Source organism: Pseudomonas sp. G(2018) (genome assembly GCF_005502415.1).
Classification (GTDB): domain Bacteria; phylum Pseudomonadota; class Gammaproteobacteria; order Pseudomonadales; family Pseudomonadaceae; genus Aquipseudomonas.
Window position 1 is genome coordinate 57,745 of the sequence record NZ_SCOO01000003.1, and the last position, 23,859, is coordinate 81,603.

The following is a 23,859-nucleotide window of genomic DNA, read 5'->3' on the forward strand; positions in this document are numbered from 1 at the left end:
AGTTCAATTCTCCTAGTGAGGAATTAGGCTGTAATTAAGCCTGAATACCGGTGATTTTGATCTCGGTGTACCACTGGCGGTGGCCCATACGCTTCATGTGGTGCTTACGGCGACGGAACTTGATGATGCGGACTTTATCGTGACGACCTTGGGAGATCACTTCAGCCACAACGGTAGCGCCAGCAACAACTGGAGCGCCGATATTCACGTCGTCGCCATTGGCAACCAACAGAACGCGATCAAAGGTAACGGATTCGCCGGTAGCGATTTCCAGTTTTTCGATCTTCAGGTATTCACCCGGGGCGACCTTGTATTGCTTGCCGCCAGTAACGATTACTGCATAAGACATGGTATTTCTCCGATAATCCTGCTCACCCAGCTCTTTATAAGAAGAGGTATTGGCTGGCATGGCTGCATGGGGCTGGAAGGCCCGTTTGCAATTGCGTAAGGCAGGTGCTGCCCAGGAAGTTCAGGGTGCGCGATTGTACGCAAGGCACGAGCGCCTTGCAATAGGCCGTCCATCGCGCCTTGACAGGCCCTGACGTGGGTCCTAGCATGCCGCGCAACCCTTCTGGAGCGACTGTCGCTGATGCAACCCCAAGCTTTCTACCGCGCGGTCGCGGACGATTTTAGCGCCGTCGACGGCATCATCAAGAAGCAGCTGACTTCCCGAGTGCCGCTGGTATCGAAAATCGGCGATTACATCACCTCGGCCGGCGGCAAACGCCTTCGACCTTTATTGGTGCTGCTATGTGGCAAGGCCCTGGGCCGTGAAGGCGATGACCTTCGCCTGCTGGCCGCGACCATCGAGTTCCTGCACACCGCGACCCTGCTGCATGACGATGTGGTCGACATGTCCGGCATGCGCCGTGGCCGCTCGACCGCCAACGCCATGTGGGGCAATGCGCCAAGCGTACTGGTGGGCGACTTCCTGTACTCACGCTCGTTCGAAATGATGGTCGAGCTGGGCTCCATGCCGGTCATGAAGATCCTTTCGCAAGCCACGCGCATCATCGCCGAAGGCGAAGTGTTGCAGCTGTCGAAGGTTCGTGACGCCAGCACCACCGAAGAAACCTACATGGAAGTCATCCGCGGCAAGACCGCGATGCTCTTCGAAGCTTCGACCCACAGCGCTGCGGCACTGGCCGGTGCAACGCCTGAACAGAGCGAAGCGCTGCGCACCTTCGGTGATCACCTGGGTGTGGCTTTCCAACTGGTCGACGACCTGCTGGACTACAAAGGCGACGCTGAAACCCTGGGCAAGAACGTCGGTGACGATCTGGCCGAAGGCAAGCCGACCCTCCCGCTGATCTACACCATGCGCGAAGGCACACCGGAGCAGGCAGCCCTGGTACGCAAGGCGATCCAGAAAGGCGGCATCGAAGACCTGGAAAGCATTCGTGCAGCCGTGGAAGCCTCGGGTTCGCTGGAATACACCGCAAAATTGGCCCGCGACTATGTAGCCCGTGCGATCAAGTGCCTCGACGCGCTGCCGGCCAGCGAATATCGCGATGCGCTGGTCGAATTGAGCGAGTTTGCGGTCGCCCGTACGCACTGACAGCAACATCTCCTGTGGGAGCGAGCCTGCTCGCGAAAGCGGACTTACAATCGACATCTGCGTTGAATGTTAAGTCGCTATCGCGAGCAGGCTCGCTCCCACAGGTTTTTCGGCCCTGCCCTCTTTCGCCTAAAACCCTATATAATGTGCGCTTTTTAGCGATCCTGAATCCAAGGAGCCTTAGTGAGCACGTTGCCACCCTGCCCGAAATGCAATTCCGAATACACCTATGAAGACGGCGCCCAGCTGATCTGCCCCGAGTGCGCCCACGAATGGTCCGCCGGCGGCGAAGCCGAAGCGGTGTCCGATGATGCGGTGAAAAAGGATTCGGTGGGCAATGTCCTGCAGGACGGCGATACCATCACCGTCATCAAGGATCTCAAGGTCAAAGGCACGTCCCTGGTGGTCAAGGTCGGCACCAAGGTGAAGAATATCCGCCTGTGCGATGGCGATCACGATATCGACTGCAAGATCGACGGTATCGGCCCGATGAAGCTCAAGTCCGAGTTCGTCAGAAAAGTCTGATTTCGCTGCATCCCCATCCCGCGCCCGACGCGGGATGGTGCTTCGCCCTCCCCTGCTCGACCGACACATGCTCGCGATAGCTGAACGCCAGTCGTTTTGACCTTACGCAATCTTTAGCCGGAAAAAGCCACAATCGGCCAATAGCCTCTTGCTATTTAATGAATAAGAATTATTCTCATTGAAATCCAATCAATGGAGATGAGATATGACTTATTTGATCGATGCCTGGCTCGACCGCCCACACCCATACCTGAGAATCCTGCACCGGGAAACCGGGGAAGTCTGTGCGGTGCTTGAAGAAGAAGCCCTGAGCGAACTGCAGGATCAGGGTGACCTGGACCTCAATGGCTTGAGTTCCAGCGAGCCGGTGGTACTCAAGGAAGTGGTGAGAAATCTGTTTCTGTTCTGCTATGCCCGGGCGTTGCGCCCTTCGCAAGATCTGAACCATAAGATCGAAATATGAAAAACACAGCAAAAAACTGTGGGAGCGAGCCGGCTCCGGGCGGCGCTCCGACGAAGGCGGTGTGCCAGACAACATCAGTGTTGAATGTCAGACCGATTCGCGAGCAAGCCCGCACCCACATTAGCCCGAGTTCAATTCGGGCCAGGTCTTACAGAACGTCGAGCAGCTCGACGTCGAACACCAGTACGCTGTGCGGCGGGATGCTACCAACGCCTTGAGCGCCGTAAGCCAGTTCGCTCGGCACGTACAGACGCCATTTGCTGCCGGCATTCATCAGTTGCAGGGCTTCGGTCCAGCCGGCGATCACGCCGCCAACCGGGAACTCCGCAGGCTGGCCACGCTCGTAGGAGCTGTCGAACACAGTGCCGTCGATCAGCGTGCCGTGGTAGTGGGTACGTACGGTATCTTCACGGGATGGCTTGGCGCCTTCACCCGCAGTCAGCACTTCAAACTGCAGACCGGAAGCCAGGGTGGTGATGCCATCACGCTTGGCGTTTTCAGCCAGGAAGGCCAGGCCTTCGCCAGCGGCCGCTTCAGCCTTGGCTGCAGCTTCGGCCTGCATGATTTCGCGGATCACCTTGAAGCTGGCGGACATTTCTTCCTGACCGACACGGCTTGGTTGACCGGCGAATGCGTCGGTCAAGCCTGCCAGGATCGCGTCCAGGCTGACGCCCGGTGGCGGGTTGTCGCGCAGTTGGTCGCCCAGCTGACGGCCAATACCGTAGCTGACGCGGGTTTCGTCGGTGGACAGATTTACTTCGGACATGACACTGCTCCGCTGTGCGAACGGCCCGGGAAATTGCCGTGCGTGCACAGCCTGTCCCCGGAGCGCCCGGAACCAAAAGGGTCAGCAGACTAGCACAGATGCCAATGTGTTGATCAGAGCCGTCAGTGCTGTGGCGCAGAACGTTGTTCGATCGGCACCTTCAGACTTTCATCAATGCCACCGAGGCCGCACATCTCGTCGTGCACCAGGGTGTGCACGAGATTGAAATTCAACTTGGGAAAGGAGCGCAGCACGTCACGAGCGTGCTCCACCGAGCGCAGATGCATCATGTGACCATGGGAATCGCTCAATGGATAGGCGGCTCCGTGCATCCGGGCTTCCAGCAAATAGATTCCGCCTTCCAGCGAGATCAGGTTCAGCTCATCGACCTTTCCGGCGACGGCATACGCATTCAACTCTTGCAGGTTCATGAACGCACCTCATGCGGCGAGTCATTACCTTTACAGGGATATGCCTTGACGCATCAAAGTACAAGCCACAAACCACACCGCTCGTCTGTTACACAACTCATTCCCTTCTGTGGGAGCGAGCTTGCTCGCGAAGGTCGTTAACGAAAACGCTTAAAACCAGATGCCCAGCGGAGCAATTAGGTTTTTCGCGAGCACGCTCGCTCCTACAGGGGCGTGGGCAAATCAGTGCTTGGTCAGCTTATCCAGATAACCCATGGCAAACGCCGACACCACGAACGTCATGTGAATGATCACGTACCACATCAAGTGCTCGGGATCGACGTTCTTGGCGTCCATGAAGATGCGCAGCAAGTGGATGGAAGAAATCGCCACGATCGAAGCCGCCACCTTCATCTTCAGGGAAGACGAGTCCATGGTGCCCAGCCAGTTGAGCTTTTCCTTGTTGTCATCGATGTCCAGTTGGGAAACGAAGTTTTCGTAACCGGAGATCATCACCATCACCAGCAAACCACCCACCAGCGCCATGTCGATCAACGACAGCAGTACCAGGATCAGGTCCGACTCAAGCATCGAAAACACGTTAGGAAAAACGTGCAGAACTTCCTGAAAGAACTTCAGCGCCAAGGCCAGCAGACCGAGGGACAGGCCGAAGTAGATAGGCGCCAGCAACCAGCGGGAGGCGTACATTGCGTTTTCGATAAAGCGTTCCATTGAATCTCACACGTGGTCTGAAAATGGCCGCGAGTATAACAGCCGCTTGTTGCACCCAGAAACCGTCGGTAAATCCGCCACCTGCGCGTGTATGTCATTTTTTTTCTGCTAGTGTCCAAACCATTGACAGCGCAGTGATATCGGACAGGAAACTGGAAATGGATGTGCGATTGCCTTTGACGAGTGCCGGAATCTGCCTGGTTTTGCTGATGAGCGCCTGCTCACCCGGCGAAGACAAGCGCGAGACCAGCCTTGAAGAGAAGACGGCGCAGTTCGAAAAGTCGCTGGATGCCATCACTGACCCGAAACTCAAGGATGCCGTGGCTGAGCTTGGCGGCTCACTGTTGCTGCTGGAACGGGCGCAACTGAAGCTCGACAGCAAACCGGTGGTCACCGAATACGGTGAAGATGCCCTCGCCGTACTCAAGCACTACCCCACGCCGCAGGCCCTGGTCGACACTTACATCAACGGCCTGTTCGTGCTGCATAAAGATTCCAGCTCCGACTACCTGATCGACCTGCAGCCGGTATTTCCTTTCAACTTCAGCATTCCTGCCGCGTTTCTATTCCCCCATGGTCTGGAATGGCAGTCGGTCACACTGAGCAACAAACGCGTCATCGCCTTTCAGCCGGAATGGTCGGAAACCGATCCAGGCATCCAGCTGACTCCGTCGAGCGCCAACCTGACCAACCCTGATGACCTGACCGTGACCTACCCGTTCATCGAAGGTCTCGATGTCGACATCAAGAAGCAGCCGCAACCCGTCAGCCTGCAAGGCAAAGTGGAAGTCATTGCCCCGCACCGGCTCTACAGCTTCGACCTGACGAAAAAGGATGTTGGCCAGACTCGCACCAACGACAACCTCAGCGTCACCCTGCTGAAAATGGGCAACAACTACGCGGAAATAGAATTCAACAACACGGCGCCCCAGGCCCCGGAGATCGGGGAGGCACCACTGAACCCGCTGATCGTCCAGGCCAAGGATGCCACCGGGCAGTTTCTCTCGAGGTCCGGCTCGATCAATGAAACCGCAGCGCAAATTACCTTTTATCAGCGACAGTTAGCGAAAATGCAGCAACAGAAGGCCTGGAGCGAGGCGTTCGAAAAGCAGCTCGACGAGGAACAGCGCACCTTCGAGAAGCAGCAAACCCACCGGTACTCGAAGGTGTATTTCAACGGACCGATCGACACTCTCGAAGTCAGCCTGCTGGATTTCTCCGCGGTCACGGTCACCCGCAAGGATTTGAACCTGCCGGTGCGGCGCTTCGACCGTCACACCACACAGAAAACCATCCAGCCCCTGGAATTGCCGGTGCTGGTGTATGACGATCAGGCGCCGAGCTGGCTCAAGGGCGCGACATTGACTGAGGAGCAACTGAAAAAAGGCGTCGTTGTCAGCCAGTCAGTGGAGGACCCGAGCGCTGCGCGAGTGGAGTTCAGTCACCTCAGAAGTTTCAATGATGAATTGCTCGGCACGTCTTTCAATCCTGGTGAAAGCCCGCTCACCTTCTTCACCGAGGACAGCAGCGGCAAACGTGACGAGCCGATCGAACTGCCAGCGCAAGCCTATGAGGTCGACCCCTTGCGCGGCACTATCACCTACGACCTGAACCTGTTCCCGGAAACACCCGCGTATGCGGTGGGCTCCATGCCACTGTTCCTGGCCACAATCGATAAACAGAGCATCGATGCCCGCCAGTTGCCCAAAGGCCTGGAACTCAAAGGCAATGCCCTGGTGGTGAATCTGAAGGTGTTTCCCGAGCAGGACTGGCGGTTTTATGCCAAGGACGATAGCGGTCATTACCTCAAGGAAATTCTTGCGGTCAACCATGACGCCAGCCCGGAAGGCCCCGGACTATTTGCCGTGCATTACTTCTATGGAAGGCCCACGCGCCTGGAAAGCTATCAGCGAACCGACCTCGCCACCGTGCAATATGGTTACGAGGTCAAGCTCGACAAGGCTGACATGTCCAAACTGGACCAGTAGCGCGCATCAATGCTCTGGCCGGAACTCGAAGCCACCGACACTGCGGCAACGCCCGCCATTGATTTCCCGCAGCTGGGCTTGCAGGTGCAGGCACCAGATTTGCGGATCATCGGCCAGTTCGTAGCCGTGAAGGGTCAGGCTTTCAACAATGGTGTCGAGGATGGACTCAGCCACGAAAGGGCCATGAAACGGGCCTTGGGCCTTGATGGCTGAAGGTTGTTCGCCGGCCATCCCGGCGGCGAACAGCAAGGTCCACATGCCCGTATCGCCAGCCAGGGGCTTGATGGCGCATTCGATACGGGTCACAAGACCCAGGCATTGACGGGTGAGGCAGAGGTTGCGCGACATGGCGGCGACCCTCGGTAGATCCGGTATTCAGCCTCCACGGGAAGACTGTCTCGATCCAGTGATTACTGTCGATATCCTTGAGCTGATAATAGAAGAAAAGTTTGACCGGTACGTCAGGCGAAACCAGAAGGCGCCGAATGGTCATTGTGTGAAGTTTGACGTCAGAGTAGTGGCACTTTTACACCCTGAAGCGGATAGAAATGTGGGAGCGAGCCTGCTCGCGAAGGCATCCTGTCAGCCAACACAATAGTGACTGGCAGATCGCATTCGCGAGCAGGTCGAATCGTCGCACCGTCGCTCCCACAGTGGATCGAGGTGAACGCTGGTTACATCAGGCAGGCTTGGCCTCCACCAGCGCCTCGACCGCCATCTCTTTCTCGGCCTCTTTCAAGTCTTCCTCGCTGATCATTTCCGCAATCACCCGCAAACGCTCCACCACCCGCGCGTTGACGCTGCCTTCAGGAAACTCGCCATTCTCGTCCGGTGCGCCCGCCGGTTCGCCAACCAGCAGGCTCAACGCCTCGTCGGCCTGGCGTACCGCATAGACATGGAACTGCCCCGCGCGCACGGCGGCCAGCACTTTCTCGTCGAGCATCAGCGTGGCCACGTTGGCGTGTGGAATGATCGCGCCCTGCTCTCCGGTCAGCCCGCGGGCTTCGCAGAGCCGGAAGAAACCTTCGATCTTCTCGTTGACCCCACCCACCGCCTGCACTTCACCGAACTGGTTGATCGAACCGGTGATGGCAAAGCACTGTTTGAGCGGGGTTTTCGACAGGGCCGAAATCAAGGTGCAGGCCTCGCCCAGGGACGCACTGTCGCCATCCACATAGCCGTAGGACTGCTCCAGGGCGATACTCGCGGAGATCGCCAAGGGGAATTCCTGCGCGTAACGGCTGCCCAGGTATCCGGTGAGAATCATCACGCCTTTGGAGTGGATCGGCTGACCGAGATTGACCTCGCGCTCGATGTCGACGATGCCGCTGCCGCCCGGATATACCGTGGCGGAAATGCGCGCCGGTATACCGAAGGCCGAATCGCCGACTTCCAGCACCGTCAAGCCGTTGCACTTGCCGACGGCGGCGCCATCGGTATCGATCAGGATGATCCCGGCCAGCATGTCATCGAGAATCCGCGCCGACACGCGTCCGGTACGGGTGGCCTTGGCCTTGAGCGCCCGCTCGATGTGACCGGCGTCGGTCATTTCGTCAGAGGCCAGGTGGCGAATGAAATCCGCCTCGCTGACCAGTTGGAACAGATCGCCGATGCGCGCCGACAAACGCCCCTGATGTTCAGCCAGACGCGCGCTGTACGTCGCCAGGCGCGCTACCGCATCAGCGGTCAACGGCGCCATGCCTTCTTCGGAAGTGCGGGTTTTCAGCAGTTGGGCGAATTGCTCCAGGCTCTCGTCGACCATCGGGATGTCTTCATCGAAGTCCACCAGGACGCGGAACATCTCCTGAAAGTCCGGATCAAGGTCCTGCAGCGTGTAATAGAGCGAACGGGCGCCGATGATGACGACTTTGACTTGCAGCGGAATGTGCTGCGGATTCAGGGTGACGGTGGCAAAACGGCCCATCTCGCCCAGTGGCGATTCCATTTTCAACTTGCGCGATTGCAGGGCGCGTTTGAGCGCGTCCCACACGAACGGCTCGCTGAGCATTTTTTCCGCTTCAAGAATCAGGAAACCGCCGTTGGCACGGTGCAGCGCACCCGGCCGCAGCTGCCGGTAGGTCGTGTACAACGCCCCCTGATCGGTGCTGTATTCGATGCGGCCGAACAGGTTTTCGTAAGTCGGGTGCGGTTCGAACACCACGGGCGCACCACCACTGACCGAATGACCGACCACCAGACTTGGCGCGTATTGCTCTTCCAGCAGCTTGCGGGCAACGGCGTCGGTCTTGCTGTCATCCACCAGTTGCTCGACCACGGTTTTCAGCAGATACACCTGCATCGCTTGCAGGTAACCGCAAACGGCGGCGTTTTCCGCGTACTTCTCCGACAGCGGCGAGAGCAACGGCTGCAAGGCCAAGGTGATGGTTTCTTCATTGAGATGGCGCAGCTGATTGCTCGACTCGCGCTTCCATTGCGGCAGGCTCGCGAGCTCTTCGTTCAAGCGCTCTTCAAGGGCCGAAATGTCGTCGTGGAAACGCTCGCGGTCGACTTCCGGCAATTGGGCGAATTCCGCCTCGTCCAGCGCCTTGCCATCGAGCATCGGGGTGAACGCGATGTTGCTGCTGTCGCGATAGAGCGCGACGTCTTTTTCCAGGGCCAGACGCTCGATCACGTCCAGCGCCTTGTCGTAGCGCTGGTTGAAGGCGCGGTCGATGGCACTCTTTTTCTGCTGGTAGGACGGGTGTTCGAACACCGCTGGAAAGGTTGCCAGCAGGTTATCGATCAAACCGTTGATGTCACCGATGAAGGCACCGGCTGTGCCCGACGGCAGTTCCAGTGCACGCGGTTCGCGTGGCTCATCGAAATTATTGACGTAGACCCAGTCCGCCGGGGTCTGCAGGCGCTTGCCTTCGGCCTTCAGGTAGCGTTTGACGAACGAAAACCGGCCGGTGCCGGGTTCGCCCATGACGAATACGTTGTAACCGGGGCGTGGCATGGCCACACCGAACTGCAAGGCTTCGACCGCACGTTCCTGGCCAAGCACACCGCGGAAGGGCTCCAGATCATTGGTGGTAGAGAAGCTGAACTGTTCAGCGGAAAACGGACGGGTCAGCGCTTCAGGCGCTAGACGCAAGCTGGCAGCAACAGGATCAGGCATCGGGCTTCCTTACATCAGGCGGGGCAGATAGCGGCATTCTGGCGCCGCCCATGCCTGACTGGCAAGGAGCGCCTCAGACCAAAGCATAGACAAGTCGAAACCCCGGCGCAGGGCAGCGCCAAATCCCTGTTTTCAACGAATGTTTTGCAAAAAATCACGGAACCCCATGATCGTGCCTAAACTCCAAACTGCGCGACTGGATTAATAACCGGTCCAAACTGGCGAGATAGACGCCAGAACCCTTGTCCATTGGTACGCACATAAAGAGAACAAAGCTATGAAACGGATTCTTCTTGGTACTCTCTTCACCGCTGTATCCATCAACGCCATGGCACAGGCGCCAGGCGGCCCGGATTGCGGTTGGGGCAACATGCTGTTCGAAGGTCAGCGTGGTACTCCGGCTCACTTCCTGGCATCCACCACCAACGGCACTTCCGGTAACGCAACCTTCGGTATGACTTCCGGCACCAACGGTTGCTCCACCAACGCGTCGCTGACCTATGGCGGCAAATCCTGGTTTGCCATGAATGGCATGATGAACGAGCTGTCCGAAGACATGGCTAAAGGTCAGGGCGAAGCGCTGACCACTTACGCCGTAGTACTGGGCGTGGCGCCGGAAGACCGTGCGCACTTCGCCGCCGTCACTCACCAGCACTTCCAGCAGATCTTCAGCAAGGCTGACGTGACCGCGGAAGATGTGCATACCAACACCCTGGCCGTTCTGAAGAACGATCCTCGTCTGGCCAAGTACGCCACTCAGGCTTAAGCTCGAGCGCACCCCGCTTCTTCCGGGAAGCGGGCTTTATTTTTTGGACCTCCCCCCTTTGGGTCTTTGTTTTTTTCCTGTTTAAGTTGCTGACTATGCTCAAACGCCTTGCCTGGCTGGCGCTCTGTGTCTGCGCCCCGCTGTCCGCCGCGCCCCACATCGACCCTCAACGTTTGCAGCAACTGGCCAATGACCCTTTCTGGATTTCCCTGGGTCATTACGAAACCGCCAAGCTCGGTGGCTGGCGCAGCTATGTCAGCGACCAGAAATTTTTCCTCGCCGCCGACGGCCACGAACACCCGGACCATGAACTGGCAGCCACCGTACAAGCGCTGTACGCCCCGGCCAGCGCCGGCGAGCAACATGCACAATGTGTTTACCCGGCGCGTACCCGCTGGTTGAAAGCGCAGCTCAACCTGCCCAATCTGCCGACGCCCGATTGCACTGAATTCAAGCAATGGTTCAAGGACGTCTCGCCTCATAGTGCGGTGATGATTTTCCCGGCGGCCTACCTCAACAGCCCGTCCTCCATGTTTGGCCACACCCTGCTGCGCATCGATCAGGCGGATGTGCAAAAGGACAAGACCTCGCTGCTCAGTTACGCGATCAACTTCGGTGCCTACATCGAAGGTTCGGACAACAGCATTCTCTACGCCTGGAAAGGCCTGATGGGGGGCTATCCGGGGTTGTTCGCACTGGTGCCCTACCAGGAAAAACTCTCGGAATACCGCAGCCTGGAAAACCGCGATCTGTGGGAATACCGCCTGAATCTGACGGAGCAGGAAACCGCACGCATGGTCGAACACGTCTGGGAGTTGAAGCAGATCAAATTCGACTATTTCTTCTTCGACGAAAACTGCTCCTATCGGCTGCTGGAACTGCTGCAAGTGGCGCGTCCAAGCCTGCGCCTGACCGAACAATTCCCGCTGACCGCGATCCCTACCGACACCGTCAAAGCCGTGAAAGAGGCCGGTCTGGTGGAATCCATCCAGTACCGCCCTTCCCGCGAGCGCGAACTGCTGAGCCGTGCCGAACCGTTGACCGATGAAGAACAGCAGTGGGTACTCAAAGTCAGCGCCGACCAGCAGCAACTGCAAACCCCGGCCTTCAAGGAGCAACCCCGAGACCGCCAGGCGCTGATCATCGACGCGGCCTATCGCCTGGAACGCTACCGCGCGAACGGTCAGGAACGCGACCCGCAGCGGGCGCAACGCAGTTTCGAACTGCTGCGCGCGATCAATCAGAACCCGGCACCGGAGCTGGACATCCCGCAACCCGGCCTGCCCGAGGATGGCCATGAATCCCGCACCTGGCAGGCCGGCCTCGGCACTCGCGGCGATCGCGCCTTTGGCGAATATGGCCTGCGCATGGCCTATCACGACCTCAACGACAACGCTGAAAGCTTTCCCCTCGGCGCGCAGATCGAGATCCTGCAACTGAAACTGCGTCAGTACGAAGGCAATGAGTGGCAGGTGCAGCAACTGGATCTGGCGACCATCCGCTCACTGACCCCGCGCAATGCCCTGCTGCAACCGCTTTCATGGCAAGTCACTGGCGGCCTGGAGCGGGTGCCGGGCAAGCATGACGATGAGAACCTGGTCAGCCACGTCAATGGCGGCGGTGGCGGGACCTGGCAACTGGGTGACGACCTGCTGGGCTTCGCCCTGGGCACCGTGCGTGTGGAACACAACAATGATTTCGCCGGTTTTATCGCGCCGGCCGCGGGCTTCAACACAGGCCTGCTGTGGAGAAACCCGCTGGGCAACTTCAGCCTGGAAACCAGGGGGGACTTCTTCACCAATGGCGAAGTGCGTCGCAGCGTGAGCCTGAATCAGCAATGGGAATTGTCACGCAACCTGGGCTTGCGCCTCAGTGCCCAGCGCGAATTCAGCCACCTGGCCTCGCCCGAGAATGAAGTGATGCTGGAGGTGAAGTGGTATCACTATTGATCCCGTAGGAGCGAGCTTGCTCGCGATGGACGTCAACGATAACGCGCCCTGCCTGAATGACCGCGTTGTACCGACGTTTTTCACGAGCAAGCTCGCTCCAGGCAGGTATTCGCCGAAACTAATACTTGCGACTGCGGCCCAAACTCTAAACGGGAGAAAACCATGAGTCGCGCCTTCGTCAATGAAGATAACGCCGCCGCGCAAGCCGATCAGCCAGTCGAACGGCAGGTCAGTGCACAGCCCAACTACGTCACACCCGAAGGCCTGAGCCTGCTGCAAGACAAGGTTGCCGAGTTGCAGGCGCTGCACGGCGAACAATCGGCGCTCGGCGATCAGGCTGACAAACAGTTGATGGCCAACCTTGAGCGTGATCTGCGCTACTTCCATCAACGCCTGCAAAGTGCCCAGGTCGTGCCGCCCGCGACTTCAACCAGGAAAGTCCAGATCGGCAGTTGGGTCACCTACGCCGATGAGCACGGCACCGAGCGTCGCGTGCAACTGGTGGGAGAAGATCAGGCCGCTGCCGCCAAAGGCCTGATCAATTGGGGATCGCCGTTGGGTCGGGCGTTGCTCGGGGCACAGCTCGGTGACGAGGTGCTGTGGCAACGCCCGGCCGGCGATCAACTGATCGAGATCATCCGCATCGAACTGGCTTAAACGACGCCCTGGGCCAGCATCGCATCGGCGACCTTGACGAAGCCGGCGATGTTCGCACCCTTGACGTAATTGACCTGACCGTTCTCTTCACCGTAATGCACACAAGCGTGGTGGATCGACTGCATGATTGCGTGCAGCTTGCTGTCCACTTCACCGCCGGTCCACAGCAGGCGCATGGCGTTCTGCGACATCTCCAGCCCGCTCACAGCAACACCACCAGCGTTGGACGCCTTGCCCGGTGCAAACAGGATGCCCGCGTCGATGAACAGATCCACCGCCTCCAGCGTGGTCGGCATGTTGGCGCCTTCCGCCACACAAACGCAGCCGTTGCGCAGCAATGCACGAGCCGCATCGGCATCCAGTTCGTTTTGCGTGGCGCATGGCAACGCGATATCGCAACTCAGGCCCCACGGATGCTGACCGGCGAGGAACTCCAGACCAAAACGGCCGGCCAATTCGCTGATGCGCCCGCGCTGGACATTCTTCAGTTCCAATACCGCTTGCCATTGCGCTTCGGTCAAACCGCTCTCGCAGTACAGCGTGCCTTCGGAGTCGGACAGCGAAATCACTTTGCCGCCCAGGTCCATGACCTTGCGTGCCGCGTATTGCGCAACGTTGCCCGAGCCGGAAATCGCTACGCGTTTGCCCTCAACGGTCAACCCGCGACGCTTGAGCATTTCCTCAGCGAAATACACGCAACCGAATCCGGTAGCCTCCGGACGAATCAGGCTGCCGCCGTAGCTAGGGCCCTTGCCGGTCAGCACGCTGGTGAACTGGTTGCTCAGGCGCTTGTACTGGCCGAACAGGAAACCGATTTCACGGGCGCCGACGCCGATATCACCGGCCGGCACATCAACGTCGGCACCGATGTGGCGGTACAGCTCGCTCATGAAGGCTTGGCAGAAGCGCATGACTTCCGCGTCGCTCTTACCCTTCGGATCGAAATCCGAACCACCCTTGCCGCCGCCCATGGGCAGCGACGTCAGCGAGTTTTTGAAGGTCTGCTCGAACGCCAGGAACTTCAACACGCCCAGGTTCACCGACGGGTGGAAACGCAAGCCGCCCTTGTATGGACCGATGGCACTGTTCATCTGGATGCGGAAGCCGCGATTGACCTGCACCTTGCCGTGATCGTCGACCCAGGAAACCCGAAACACGACTGCCCGCTCCGGCTCGCAGATCCGTTCCAGAATGCCCGAAGTCAGATAGTGCGGATTGGCCTCAAGAAAAGGCCACAGACTGCGCAGGACCTCTTCGACCGCCTGGTGGAATTCAGGCTGGTCCGGATCGCGTTTTTTCAGGCGGGCAAGGAAGGACTCGACGGATTCGATCATGGAAAAGTCTCGGCAAATTTATTGTCGTTGGAAGAAATTGGGCCGGACTTTAACAAACGAAACGCGCACAGGAATAGAGCAAAATGTCGCCTTTATGAAATTAAATGGTGCATAGGATATAAATTTAGTCCGATTATCGACCATTTTTGCACCTAAACAGGTAAGCACTCCTTGAAAACCGCACCAACAGTTACACCAGCATCGCTGGCAAGCCAGCGATGAATACACCGCGGTGTCACTGAAAAAATACGCCCTAAAAAAACGGAGCCCGAAGGCTCCGTTCTTTTTCAAGCAACCAACCCGAAATCAGGCCAGTTTTTTGTGCCGTACACGATGCGGCTGGGCAGCTGCTTCGCCGAGACGCTTTTTGCGATCGGCTTCATATTCGGTGTAGTTGCCTTCGAAGAACACGGCTTGCGAGTCGTCTTCGTACGCCAGGATGTGGGTCGCGACGCGGTCAAGGAACCACCGATCGTGGGAGATCACAATGGCGGCGCCCGGGAAGTCCAGCAGGGCTTCCTCCAGGGAACGCAGGGTTTCGACGTCGAGGTCGTTGGACGGTTCGTCGAGCAGCAGGACGTTGCCACCCTCCTTCAGGGTCAGGGCCAGGTGCAAGCGACCGCGCTCACCACCAGACAGGTCCTTGACGAACTTCTGCTGGTCGCCGCCCTTGAAGTTGAAGCGACCGACGTAGGTGCGCGACGGGATCTCGTAGTTGCCGATGCGGATCTGATCGGAACCGTCGGAGATTTGCTGGAACACAGTCTTGCTGCCGTCCAGATCTTCGCGGCTCTGATCCACGCAAGCAAGCTGGACGGTTTCACCGACTTCGATGCTGCCCGAATCCGGTGTTTCCTTGCCCATCAGCATGCGGAACAGCGTGGATTTACCCGCACCGTTACCACCGATCACGCCGACGATGGCGCCTTTAGGCATGGAGAACGACAGGTTGTCGATCAATACGCGATCGCCGTAGCCCTTGGTGACGTTCTTGAACTCGATGACCTTGTCACCCAGGCGAGGACCGGCAGGAATGTAGATCTCGTTGGTTTCGCTGCGCTTCTGGAATTCCTGCGATTGCATTTCTTCGAAGCGTTGCAGACGAGCCTTGGATTTGGACTGGCGGGCCTTGGCGCCTTTGCGCACCCACTCCAGTTCTTCCTTCATGGCTTTTTCGTGAGCCGACTGCTGCTTGGATTCGGCAGCCAGACGATCGGACTTGGCTTCCAGCCAACCCGAATAGTTGCCCTCGTAAGGAATGCCCGCGCCGCGGTCGAGTTCCAGAATCCAGCCGGCGACGTTGTCCAGGAAGTAACGGTCGTGCGTGATCGCAACCACGGTGCCCGGGAAATCGTGCAGGAAGTGCTCCAGCCAGGCGACGGAATCGGCGTCCAGGTGGTTGGTCGGTTCGTCGAGCAGCAGCATGTCGGGGGCGGACAGCAGCAGGCGGCACAGGGCCACACGACGCTTTTCACCACCGGACAGGTGTTCGACCTTGGCATCCCAGGCCGGCAGACGCAGCGCATCGGCGGCGACTTCCAGCTGGCGCTCCAGGTTGTGACCATCGCTGGCCTGCAGGATCGCTTCGAGTTTGGCCTGCTCGGCAGCCAGCTTGTCGAAGTCGGCATCCGGATCGGCGTAGGCCGCGTAGACCTCGTCCAGACGCGCCTGGGCATCCTTGATCACGCTGACCGCTTCCTCGACCACTTCACGCACAGTCTTGGTCGGATCCAGTTGTGGTTCCTGCGGCAGGTAGCCGATGTTCAGCTCCGGCATCGGACGGGCTTCGCCCTCGAACTCGGTGTCGACGCCGGCCATGATTTTCAGCAGCGTGGATTTACCCGAACCGTTGAGGCCGAGTACGCCGATCTTGGCGCCTGGAAAGAAAGACAAGGAGATGTTTTTCAGGATTTCCCGCTTCGGCGGAACAACTTTACCCAGCCGATGCATGGTGAATACGTATTGAGCCATGGAGAACCTTGGGTCAGTGACTGATGAATGATTGAAGCGCAGACGATGCCTGGCCAGACCGTGCGCGCCATCCGATTGAAAACTATCAATGCGGCGGCGCTGAAAAAGTCTGATTTTAGGAGCTGGAACGCTCCCGCGTAACCGGCAAAGCTACCTGAATGACAGGTGGCCGTCCAGCCGAGCGGGACTGGCACTTTGCCACGACTCAAGGCATGCTAGCCGCCCTTCGGGCGTCCGGCTTATAGTGCACGTCGCGCCAGTCCAGCCAAACCGCAGGATTACAGTTTGTCCAATGTCACTCCGTCCCTGACCAACAGTGCACCGACAGCGGCGCCCGGTTCGCCCCTGCGCGGAACCCTGAAAGGCGCGCTGGCGATGCTGGCTCTGTTGCTGCTCGCACTGCTGTTTTGGCAGCTGCTGGACCAGTTGCGTGAAACCCGGAAAAACCAGCGGCAGTACACCATCGACTACACCGCCGACCTGGCCGCGCAAGTCAGCCTGAACATGGCGCTCAATGCGCAGATCGCCCTTAACCTGCTACCGATCGTCGAACAGCCACAAAGCACCGACGAACAGCAGGAGCTGTTGCGCAAGCTGCAAAAGTCCCTACCCGACCTGAGCAGCCTGGCCCTGCTCAGCCCCTCCGGGACAATCCTCACTGACAGCGCGACGAACAGCGCAGACGCCGACTACCTGAGCGAGCTGGTCCGGCGCAGTCGTGCCCAGCCTCACTACTTCAGTAATGCCATCGATGGCTCGGTAGTGCATCTGTTGTTGCATCAAGCCAGCGGCAGCACCCGTGGCTACTGGGCCTTGCGCCTGAAGCCGACGTTTTTTTCGTCCCTGACCAAACTGAACGAAGCCGATGGCCGCCCTCAGTGGCTGGTGGAAAACCGTTTCAACCACCAGATCATCAGCCGCGATATAGCGCTGCCGCTGGTCAACCCGGGAACACTGACCCAGGACGATCTGAGCAACAGCGTGCTGACCGTTCCACTGAGCGGCAGCGACTGGCAGCTGCGTGGGCTGTTCGATCGCCAGCGCGTACTCGAAGAGCTGCTGCCGGCCTTCATCGGCAAATGCCTGCTGGGCCTGGCCTTTTCCATGCTGCCGTTTATCGTCCTGCTGAACATGCGCCGACGCCAGCGTCAGCTGCATGAAGGACGTCGACGTTATCAGGAAATTTTCGAAGGCACCGGCGTTGCACTGTGTGTACTCGACATGTCCGGACTCAAGAGCGCCTTTGACAAGGCTCGACTGCAAAGCACCGAACAATTGCAGACGCGGCTGGATGACCCGGAACAACGCCGACAAATGCTGCAGGCGCTGCGTATTACCGAAGTCAACCAGGTTGCCCTGCAGCTGCTTAATGTCAGTACTTCGAGGCAAGCCTGGGACCTGCTGATCGATGGCAATCCGCTCGATGGCAGCGCCATCGGCAATCAAGTGCTTGAAGCAGTGTTCAACCAGCAGCAGCAACTTGAACTGGAAATCAAGCTTCAGGATGCCAATGGCCGTGATCAGCATCTGTGGCTGGTGCTGCGCCTGCCGGAAAGTCCCGACGACTATAACGCGGTGATCCTGAGCATCACCGACATCACCAGCCGCAAGCTAATTGAGCTGTCCCTGCAGGAGCGCGAAGGCTTCTGGTCCGATGTGGTGCGCACCGTGCCCGATCACCTGTACGTACAGGACGTGATCAGCCAGCGCATGATTTTCAGCAACCACCATCTGGGCCAGACCCTGGGCTACAACCGCACCGAATTGCACCAGATGGGCGAGTACTTCTGGGAAATCCTCCTGCATCCCGACGATGCCGACTACTACCACCGTTCGCGCCAGACCCAACGGCAAGGTGGCTACAGCCAATTGATGCAATGCCAGTTGCGTTTCCGTCATCGGGACGGTGAATGGCGGCGCTTCGACATTCGCGAACAGGCTCTGGCACGGGACAAGCACGACCAGGTGACCCGCATCATTGGCGTGGCCAAGGACGTCACCGAGCAAATCGAAGCCAGTGAGTCCCTGCGTGACAGTGAGCAGCGCTACCGGATGCTCGCCGAAAGCATCAGCGACGTGATTTTTTCCACCAATAACCGCATGACGCTCAATTACGTCAGCCCGTCGGTACAAGCCGTGCTGGGTTATGACGCCGAATGGATTTTCCAGAACGGCTGGCAATCAACCATCGCCAACCCGCAACAACTGGTAGGCATCTACAGCCTGATGGAACGGGTCAACAATGCGCTGGATCAACCCGATCAACTGGCTCTGTTGCGCAACCAGGTGCAGACCCAATTGTTCTTGTTCGACTGCCTGCGGGCCGACGGGCGCAAGATTCCTATCGAACTGCGCCTGGTGCTGGTCTGGGACGAACACGGCGCATTCGAAGGCGTGCTCGGGGTTGGTCGCGATATCAGCCAGCAACGCCGTGCCGAAAAAGACCTGCGCATGGCGGCCACGGTATTCGAGCACTCGACCTCGGCGATCCTGATCACCGACCCGGCCGGCTACATCGTCCAGGCCAACGAAGCCTTCAGCCGCGTCAGCGGTTATGCGGTTGAACAAGTACTCGACCAGTTGCCGAACATACTGACCGTAGACGAGCAGCAGGAAGCCCATCTGCGTTACGTACTCAAACAACTGAACCAGAACAGTACCTGGGAAGGCGAAGTCTGGCTCAAACGCCGCAATGGCGAACATTACCCGGCCTGGGTCGGCATTACGGCGGTGCTGGACGACGAAGGCGACCTGGCCAGTTATGTCTGCTTCTTCAGCGACATCAGTGAGCGCAAGGCCAGTGAGCAACGGATTCACCGTCTCGCCTATTACGACGCCCTGACGCACCTGCCCAACCGCACACTGTTCCAGGATCGTCTGCACACGGCGCTGCAAGCGGCCGAGCGACAAAAATCCTGGGTGGTGTTGATGTTCCTCGACCTCGACCGCTTCAAGCCGATCAACGACTCCCTGGGGCACGCCGCCGGCGACCGCATGCTCAAGGAAATGGCCACGCGCCTGCTCGGTTGCGTCGATGACGACGACACCGTGGCGCGCATGGGCGGCGACGAGTTCACCTTGCTCCTGCAGCCACGTGCCAATCGTGAAATCGCCTTGAACCGGGCGATTCACGTGGCGGAACAGATTCTCGCCAGCCTGGTGAAACCGTTCGTACTCGAAGGCCGCGAGTTCTTCGTCACCGCCAGTATCGGCATCGCCCTGAGCCCGCAGGACGGCAACGAACTCAGCCAGCTTATGAAAAACGCCGACACCGCGATGTATCACGCCAAAGAACGCGGCAAGAACAACTTCCAGTTCTATCAGGCGGACATGAACGCCAGCGCCCTGGAGCGCCTGGAACTGGAAAGCGATTTGCGTCATGCCCTGGAACAGAACGAGTTCGTGCTGTATTACCAGCCGCAGTTCAGTGGCGATGGTAAACGCCTGACCGGCGCCGAGGCCTTGTTGCGCTGGCGCCATCCGCGCCGTGGCCTGGTACCGCCGGGGGACTTCATTCCGGTGCTTGAGGAACTCGGTCTGGTGGTGGATGTGGGCGACTGGGTGATCAGCGAGGCCTGCCGTCAGCTCAAGACCTGGCACCAGGCCAAAGTGCGGGTGCCAAAGGTGTCGGTGAACATTTCTGCGCGGCAGTTCTCCGATGGCCAGCTCGGCACGCGGATCGCCACCATCCTCAAGGACACCGGCCTGCCACCGGCGTGCCTGGAACTGGAGCTGACCGAAAGTATTCTGATGCGTGAAGTCAGCGAGGCGATGCAGATACTCGATGGCCTGAAAAATCTCGGCCTGAGCATTGCGGTCGACGACTTCGGCACGGGTTATTCATCGCTCAATTACCTCAAGCAATTCCCGATCGACGTGCTGAAAATCGACCGCACCTTCGTCGACGGCCTGCCGTCGGGCGAACAGGACGCGCAGATCGCCCGGGCGATCATCGCCATGGCCCACAGCCTCAACCTGGCGGTGATTGCCGAGGGCGTGGAAACCCACGAGCAGCTCGACTTCCTGAGGGAGCACGGCTGCGACGAAGTTCAGGGCTACCTGTTCGGCCGCCCGATGCCGGCAAACAAGTTCGAAGTGCAATTCAGCAATGATGCTCTCTTCGTGTTCGATTGATTGGTGCTGCTTGCAGCAGCTTTAATCAATCGAACACGAAGAGCAGCTGCAAGCTTCAAGCGACAAGCTTCAAGCAGAAGCCAATCCGCTTTTACTTGCAGCTTGTGGCATTCAGCTTGAAGCTGAATCCCATTCGTCTGCGACATGATGTCCTTTCATATGCCTTCCAAAACCCGTTGGGGTAGAATGCCTCCCTTTTCTGCCCCCGATCCTTGAGGACCGCCATGTTCAGCCGTGATTTGACTATTGCCAAGTACGACGCCGATCTCTTTGCCGCCATGGAGCAAGAAGCTCAGCGCCAGGAAGAGCACATTGAGCTGATCGCTTCGGAAAACTACACCAGCCCTGCGGTGATGGAAGCTCAAGGCTCGGTACTGACCAACAAGTACGCCGAAGGCTACCCTGGCAAGCGCTACTACGGTGGTTGCGAGTACGTCGACGTGGTCGAGCAACTGGCCATCGACCGTGCAAAAGAACTGTTCGGCGCCGATTACGCCAACGTTCAGCCGCACGCCGGTTCGCAAGCCAACAGCGCCGTTTACCTGGCACTGCTGTCGGCCGGCGACACCATCCTGGGCATGAGCCTGGCCCACGGCGGTCACCTGACCCACGGCGCCAGCGTTTCGTCCTCGGGCAAGCTGTACAACGCTATCCAGTACGGCATCGACGCCAACGGCCTGATCGACTACGACGAAGTCGAGCGCCTGGCGGTCGAGCACAAGCCTAAAATGATCGTGGCCGGTTTCTCTGCCTACTCGCAGGTTCTGGACTTCCCTCGTTTCCGCGCAATCGCTGACAAGGTTGGCGCCTACCTGTTCGTCGACATGGCCCACGTGGCTGGTCTGGTCGCCGCTGGCGTCTACCCGAACCCGGTGCCATTCGCTGACGTCGTGACCACCACCACCCACAAGACCCTGCGCGGCCCACGTGGCGGCCTTATCCTGGCTCGCGCCAACGCCGACATCGAGAAGAAGCTGAACTCCGCGGTATTCCCGGGTGCCCAGGGTGGCCCGCTGGAGCACGTGATCGCCGCCAAGGCGATCTGCTTCAAGGAAGCGCTGCAGCCAGAGTTCAAGGCTTACCAGCAACAAGTGGTGAAAAACGCCCAGGCCATGGCCAGCGTGTTCATTGAGCGCGGTTTCGACGTGGTGTCCGGCGGTACTGAAAACCACCTGTTCCTGCTGTCGCTGATCAAACAGGAAATCTCCGGTAAAGACGCCGATGCCGCTCTGGGCAAGGCTTTCATCACCGTGAACAAGAACTCCGTGCCAAACGATCCACGCTCCCCGTTCGTCACCTCCGGCCTGCGCTTCGGTACCCCGGCTGTAACCACTCGCGGCTTCAAAGAAGCAGAGTGCAAGGAACTGGCCGGCTGGATCTGCGACATCCTGGCTGACCTGAACAACGAAGCGGTGATCGACGCCGTTCGTGAGAAGGTCAAGGCGATCTGCAAGAAGCTGCCGGTGTACGGCGCCTGATTGCAAGTTGTCAGATTAAAGAACCCGGCCTTGGCCGGGTTTTTTATGCTCATCATTTTTACAACCGCATAGCGATAAAAGTTCGCCAATAGTCCGCACCCTTAAACCAGCCAACTGAAACAGACGGCCACACTAAATAGATCACCCGATAACGGATTCGATATAAATTACCTGAAACCCAACTTCAGGTACTCCCCATGAGCATCGATCAACGACGATCTTTCACAGCCACATTAACAATCCCAAACTATCAACTTAACTTTCTAAAAGTATTCCACGGCGAGCCTGTCATTATTACCGAAACATTGTTCGGCGGCGGGCACTTCATCGGTGCACCGCAGCGTCGAGACCACACAAACCTGTTAAGTTTTCGGCGCGACGATCAAAAAGAAAAAGTCTCACCTTTGAAGTTATACTTCAGGTGCGCAGATGATTATTACGTGATGTATGTTCAGTCTCCGCAGACGTACAGCTGGAACTGCATCAGCATGAGCCCCTCCAGGCTTCTCGGTGCATACCCGGCTGCCGGGAGCAAGACGACCTCCTACAACATACTTGATTCCAAGGGCCGAATTATCACGCTGGATGATTTACGCGGACCTCAGCACACCATCTGGCTGAAGGTCCGGAACGCGGGAAGGCTTGGCGACATAAAATTCCGAGGATCACCTCATCTCTATCTGGGTGATGCGGGCGACGACGACGGCATTTTTTTCAACTTGAATATTATTGAAAGAAACGTGCCTTATTGAAACCCGGAAAACCGTCAACAACGTTATTGAATAACCGACACTTTAAACTACCGTCAGGAGCGAAGATTCAAGTTTCCCGGCAAATCGCCTTCGCGGGCAAACCTCGCTCCTACGGCATTGATTATTGAAGGCATCGAATCATAAATCCATCCGACCTTATTCTGCCGCCACCCGTGCAAACCCCTCTCGAATTTTCTCTTCCGGCAAATCATCGGCGATAAACACGATTACACTTTCACGTTCCTCATCTTCACGCCATTGCGTATCCCAATCAAATCCGTACAACTTCAGAACCCCTTGAAACACCATGCGCCGCGGCTCGCCCAAGATGTTCAGCACACCTTTATAGCGAAGCAATTGCTTGCCATGGTCTTCCAGTAGTTCGTTCATGAACTCGCTGAGTTTGTCGATATCCAGCGGCTTGTCCGTGCGCAGAACCAGGCTGGAAATGCGGTCGATGGAGGGGGCTTGGCTCACTGGCCGCAAACTCATACCACCACCGAGGTCGGCGTTGAGATTGAAGCCACGCACATCGAGCAATTCAGCCAGGTCGATCTTGCCATGGTCGACCACACGAATCGGCGCGCGACGGTTGATGCGGGTCAGACGCTCGCTCAACGCGGTGAAAGTAGGCTCGTCTACCAGGTCTCGCTTGCTGACCAGCAGGCGGTCGGCAAAACCGATCTGCGCCTGGGCAATGGTTTGGGTCAGGTGAAGTTCGGCATGTGCCGCGTCCACCAGAGTAATGATGCCGTCGAGGATGTATCGCTCGCGCAGTTCTTCGTCGATGAAGAAGGTTTGCGCCACCGGCGCAGGATCAGCCAGACCGGTGCACTCGATCACCAAACGGTCGAAGGCGATGTCGCCACTGTCCAGACGTTCGAGCAGCAGGTACAAGGCTTTGGTCAGGTCGGTGTGGATGGTGCAGCAAACGCAGCCGTTGGACAGCGTCATCACCTGAACCGGTTCGTCGCCCAGCAGTTGGGTGTCGATACCGGCGTCACTGAATTCGTTTTCGATCACAGCGATTTTCAGGCCGTGCTCGGCTTTGAGCAGGTGGCGAAGCAAGGTGGTTTTGCCTGCGCCGAGGAAGCCGCTGAGGATCGTTACCGGGATGGGAGAGGACAATGCAAGTCTCCTGATTTCACAAAATTGGAAAGCGACACTAAACAAATGTGGGAGCGAGCCTGCTCGCGAAAGCGGCGTGTCAGGCGACATTAGAGTCGAATGACCGATTGCCTTCGCGAGCAGGCTCGCT

The 23,859-nt window shown here is 58.3% G+C and carries 19 protein-coding genes; 10 read left to right on the forward strand and 9 right to left on the reverse strand.

The window, feature by feature from the left end; genetic code table 11:
- Positions 1–34 precede the first annotated feature (34 nt).
- A complete protein-coding gene (rplU, locus tag FFS64_RS03805) occupies positions 35–349 on the reverse strand; it encodes a 50S ribosomal protein L21 (RefSeq protein ID WP_003176051.1) in 315 nt (104 codons plus the stop codon).
- A gap of 240 nt (positions 350–589) precedes the next feature.
- Between rplU and FFS64_RS03810 the strand changes: the two genes are divergently transcribed.
- The 3 genes from FFS64_RS03810 to FFS64_RS03825 all read left to right on the forward strand — a co-directional run bounded on the left by FFS64_RS03810 (position 590) and on the right by FFS64_RS03825 (position 2,546).
- Positions 590–1,558, forward strand: a complete 969-nt coding sequence (locus tag FFS64_RS03810) for a polyprenyl synthetase family protein (protein ID WP_095196622.1) — start codon at positions 590–592, stop codon at positions 1,556–1,558.
- Positions 1,559–1,741: 183 nt separating this feature from the next.
- On the forward strand, positions 1,742–2,083 hold the full coding sequence (locus FFS64_RS03820; protein WP_137804295.1) for a zinc ribbon domain-containing protein YjdM: 342 nt from the start codon (positions 1,742–1,744) through the stop codon (positions 2,081–2,083).
- A 205-nt stretch (positions 2,084–2,288) separates the two neighbouring features.
- Positions 2,289–2,546: a hypothetical protein gene (locus tag FFS64_RS03825; RefSeq protein ID WP_137804296.1), complete on the forward strand. Its 258-nt coding sequence runs from the start codon at positions 2,289–2,291 to the stop codon at positions 2,544–2,546.
- A 148-nt stretch (positions 2,547–2,694) separates the two neighbouring features.
- On the opposite strand, the gene FFS64_RS03830 is transcribed toward FFS64_RS03825, so the two are convergent.
- From FFS64_RS03830 to FFS64_RS03840, 3 genes are all read right to left on the reverse strand, one after another.
- A complete protein-coding gene (locus FFS64_RS03830) occupies positions 2,695–3,312 on the reverse strand; it encodes an FKBP-type peptidyl-prolyl cis-trans isomerase (RefSeq protein WP_137804297.1) in 618 nt (205 codons plus the stop codon).
- A 122-nt stretch (positions 3,313–3,434) separates the two neighbouring features.
- Positions 3,435–3,743 (reverse strand): DUF6482 family protein, encoded by a 309-nt coding sequence (locus FFS64_RS03835; RefSeq protein ID WP_137804298.1) that lies wholly within the window; start codon positions 3,741–3,743, stop codon positions 3,435–3,437.
- 222 nt (positions 3,744–3,965) lie between these two features.
- On the reverse strand, positions 3,966–4,454 hold the full coding sequence (locus FFS64_RS03840; RefSeq protein ID WP_137804299.1) for a TIGR00645 family protein: 489 nt from the start codon (positions 4,452–4,454) through the stop codon (positions 3,966–3,968).
- A 158-nt stretch (positions 4,455–4,612) separates the two neighbouring features.
- Here FFS64_RS03840 and FFS64_RS03845 point away from each other — a divergent pair, with 158 nt between their 5' ends.
- Entirely contained in the window at positions 4,613–6,442 is a 1,830-nt protein-coding gene (locus FFS64_RS03845; RefSeq protein WP_137804300.1) for a hypothetical protein, read from the forward strand.
- A gap of 6 nt (positions 6,443–6,448) precedes the next feature.
- Here the strand turns inward: FFS64_RS03845 and FFS64_RS03850 are convergent, their stop codons facing one another.
- Positions 6,449–6,790 carry a hypothetical protein gene (locus FFS64_RS03850; protein WP_047533476.1) on the reverse strand — a complete coding sequence of 114 codons (342 nt, stop codon included), beginning with the start codon at positions 6,788–6,790 and terminating at the stop codon, positions 6,449–6,451.
- A 331-nt stretch (positions 6,791–7,121) separates the two neighbouring features.
- Positions 7,122–9,560, reverse strand: a complete 2,439-nt coding sequence (locus FFS64_RS03855; protein ID WP_137804301.1) for a Lon protease family protein — start codon at positions 9,558–9,560, stop codon at positions 7,122–7,124.
- A 277-nt stretch (positions 9,561–9,837) separates the two neighbouring features.
- Here FFS64_RS03855 and FFS64_RS03860 point away from each other — a divergent pair, with 277 nt between their 5' ends.
- From FFS64_RS03860 to FFS64_RS03870, 3 genes are all read left to right on the forward strand, one after another.
- Positions 9,838–10,326, forward strand: a complete 489-nt coding sequence (locus tag FFS64_RS03860) for a DUF3015 domain-containing protein (protein WP_095196630.1) — start codon at positions 9,838–9,840, stop codon at positions 10,324–10,326.
- 95 nt (positions 10,327–10,421) lie between these two features.
- Positions 10,422–12,275 (forward strand): DUF4105 domain-containing protein, encoded by a 1,854-nt coding sequence (locus FFS64_RS03865; RefSeq protein ID WP_137804302.1) that lies wholly within the window; start codon positions 10,422–10,424, stop codon positions 12,273–12,275.
- A gap of 162 nt (positions 12,276–12,437) precedes the next feature.
- Positions 12,438–12,932, forward strand: coding sequence for a GreA/GreB family elongation factor (locus tag FFS64_RS03870; protein WP_137804303.1), 495 nt, complete (start codon positions 12,438–12,440; stop codon positions 12,930–12,932).
- Here FFS64_RS03870 and gdhA read toward each other — a convergent pair.
- Positions 12,929–14,266, reverse strand: a complete 1,338-nt coding sequence (gdhA, locus tag FFS64_RS03875) for an NADP-specific glutamate dehydrogenase (RefSeq protein WP_137804304.1) — start codon at positions 14,264–14,266, stop codon at positions 12,929–12,931. The genes FFS64_RS03870 and gdhA overlap by 4 nt on opposite strands.
- A 306-nt stretch (positions 14,267–14,572) precedes the next feature.
- Positions 14,573–16,237, reverse strand: a complete 1,665-nt coding sequence (ettA, locus tag FFS64_RS03880) for an energy-dependent translational throttle protein EttA (protein WP_007970893.1) — start codon at positions 16,235–16,237, stop codon at positions 14,573–14,575.
- Positions 16,238–16,522: 285 nt separating this feature from the next.
- Between ettA and FFS64_RS03885 the strand changes: the two genes are divergently transcribed.
- The 3 genes from FFS64_RS03885 (at position 16,523) to FFS64_RS03895 (ending at position 22,601) form a co-directional block, all read left to right on the forward strand.
- Positions 16,523–20,371, forward strand: a complete 3,849-nt coding sequence (locus tag FFS64_RS03885; protein ID WP_137804305.1) for a bifunctional diguanylate cyclase/phosphodiesterase — start codon at positions 16,523–16,525, stop codon at positions 20,369–20,371.
- A gap of 224 nt (positions 20,372–20,595) precedes the next feature.
- Positions 20,596–21,849 carry a serine hydroxymethyltransferase gene (gene glyA, locus FFS64_RS03890; RefSeq protein WP_095196635.1) on the forward strand — a complete coding sequence of 418 codons (1,254 nt, stop codon included), beginning with the start codon at positions 20,596–20,598 and terminating at the stop codon, positions 21,847–21,849.
- 197 nt (positions 21,850–22,046) lie between these two features.
- On the forward strand, positions 22,047–22,601 hold the full coding sequence (locus FFS64_RS03895) for a hypothetical protein (RefSeq protein WP_137804306.1): 555 nt from the start codon (positions 22,047–22,049) through the stop codon (positions 22,599–22,601).
- Between the two features lie 156 nt (positions 22,602–22,757).
- On the opposite strand, the gene yjiA is transcribed toward FFS64_RS03895, so the two are convergent.
- Complete coding sequence (gene yjiA / locus FFS64_RS03900; protein WP_137804307.1) at positions 22,758–23,729, reverse strand: GTPase; 972 nt, start codon at positions 23,727–23,729, stop codon at positions 22,758–22,760.
- Between the last annotated feature and the right edge of the window lie 130 nt (positions 23,730–23,859).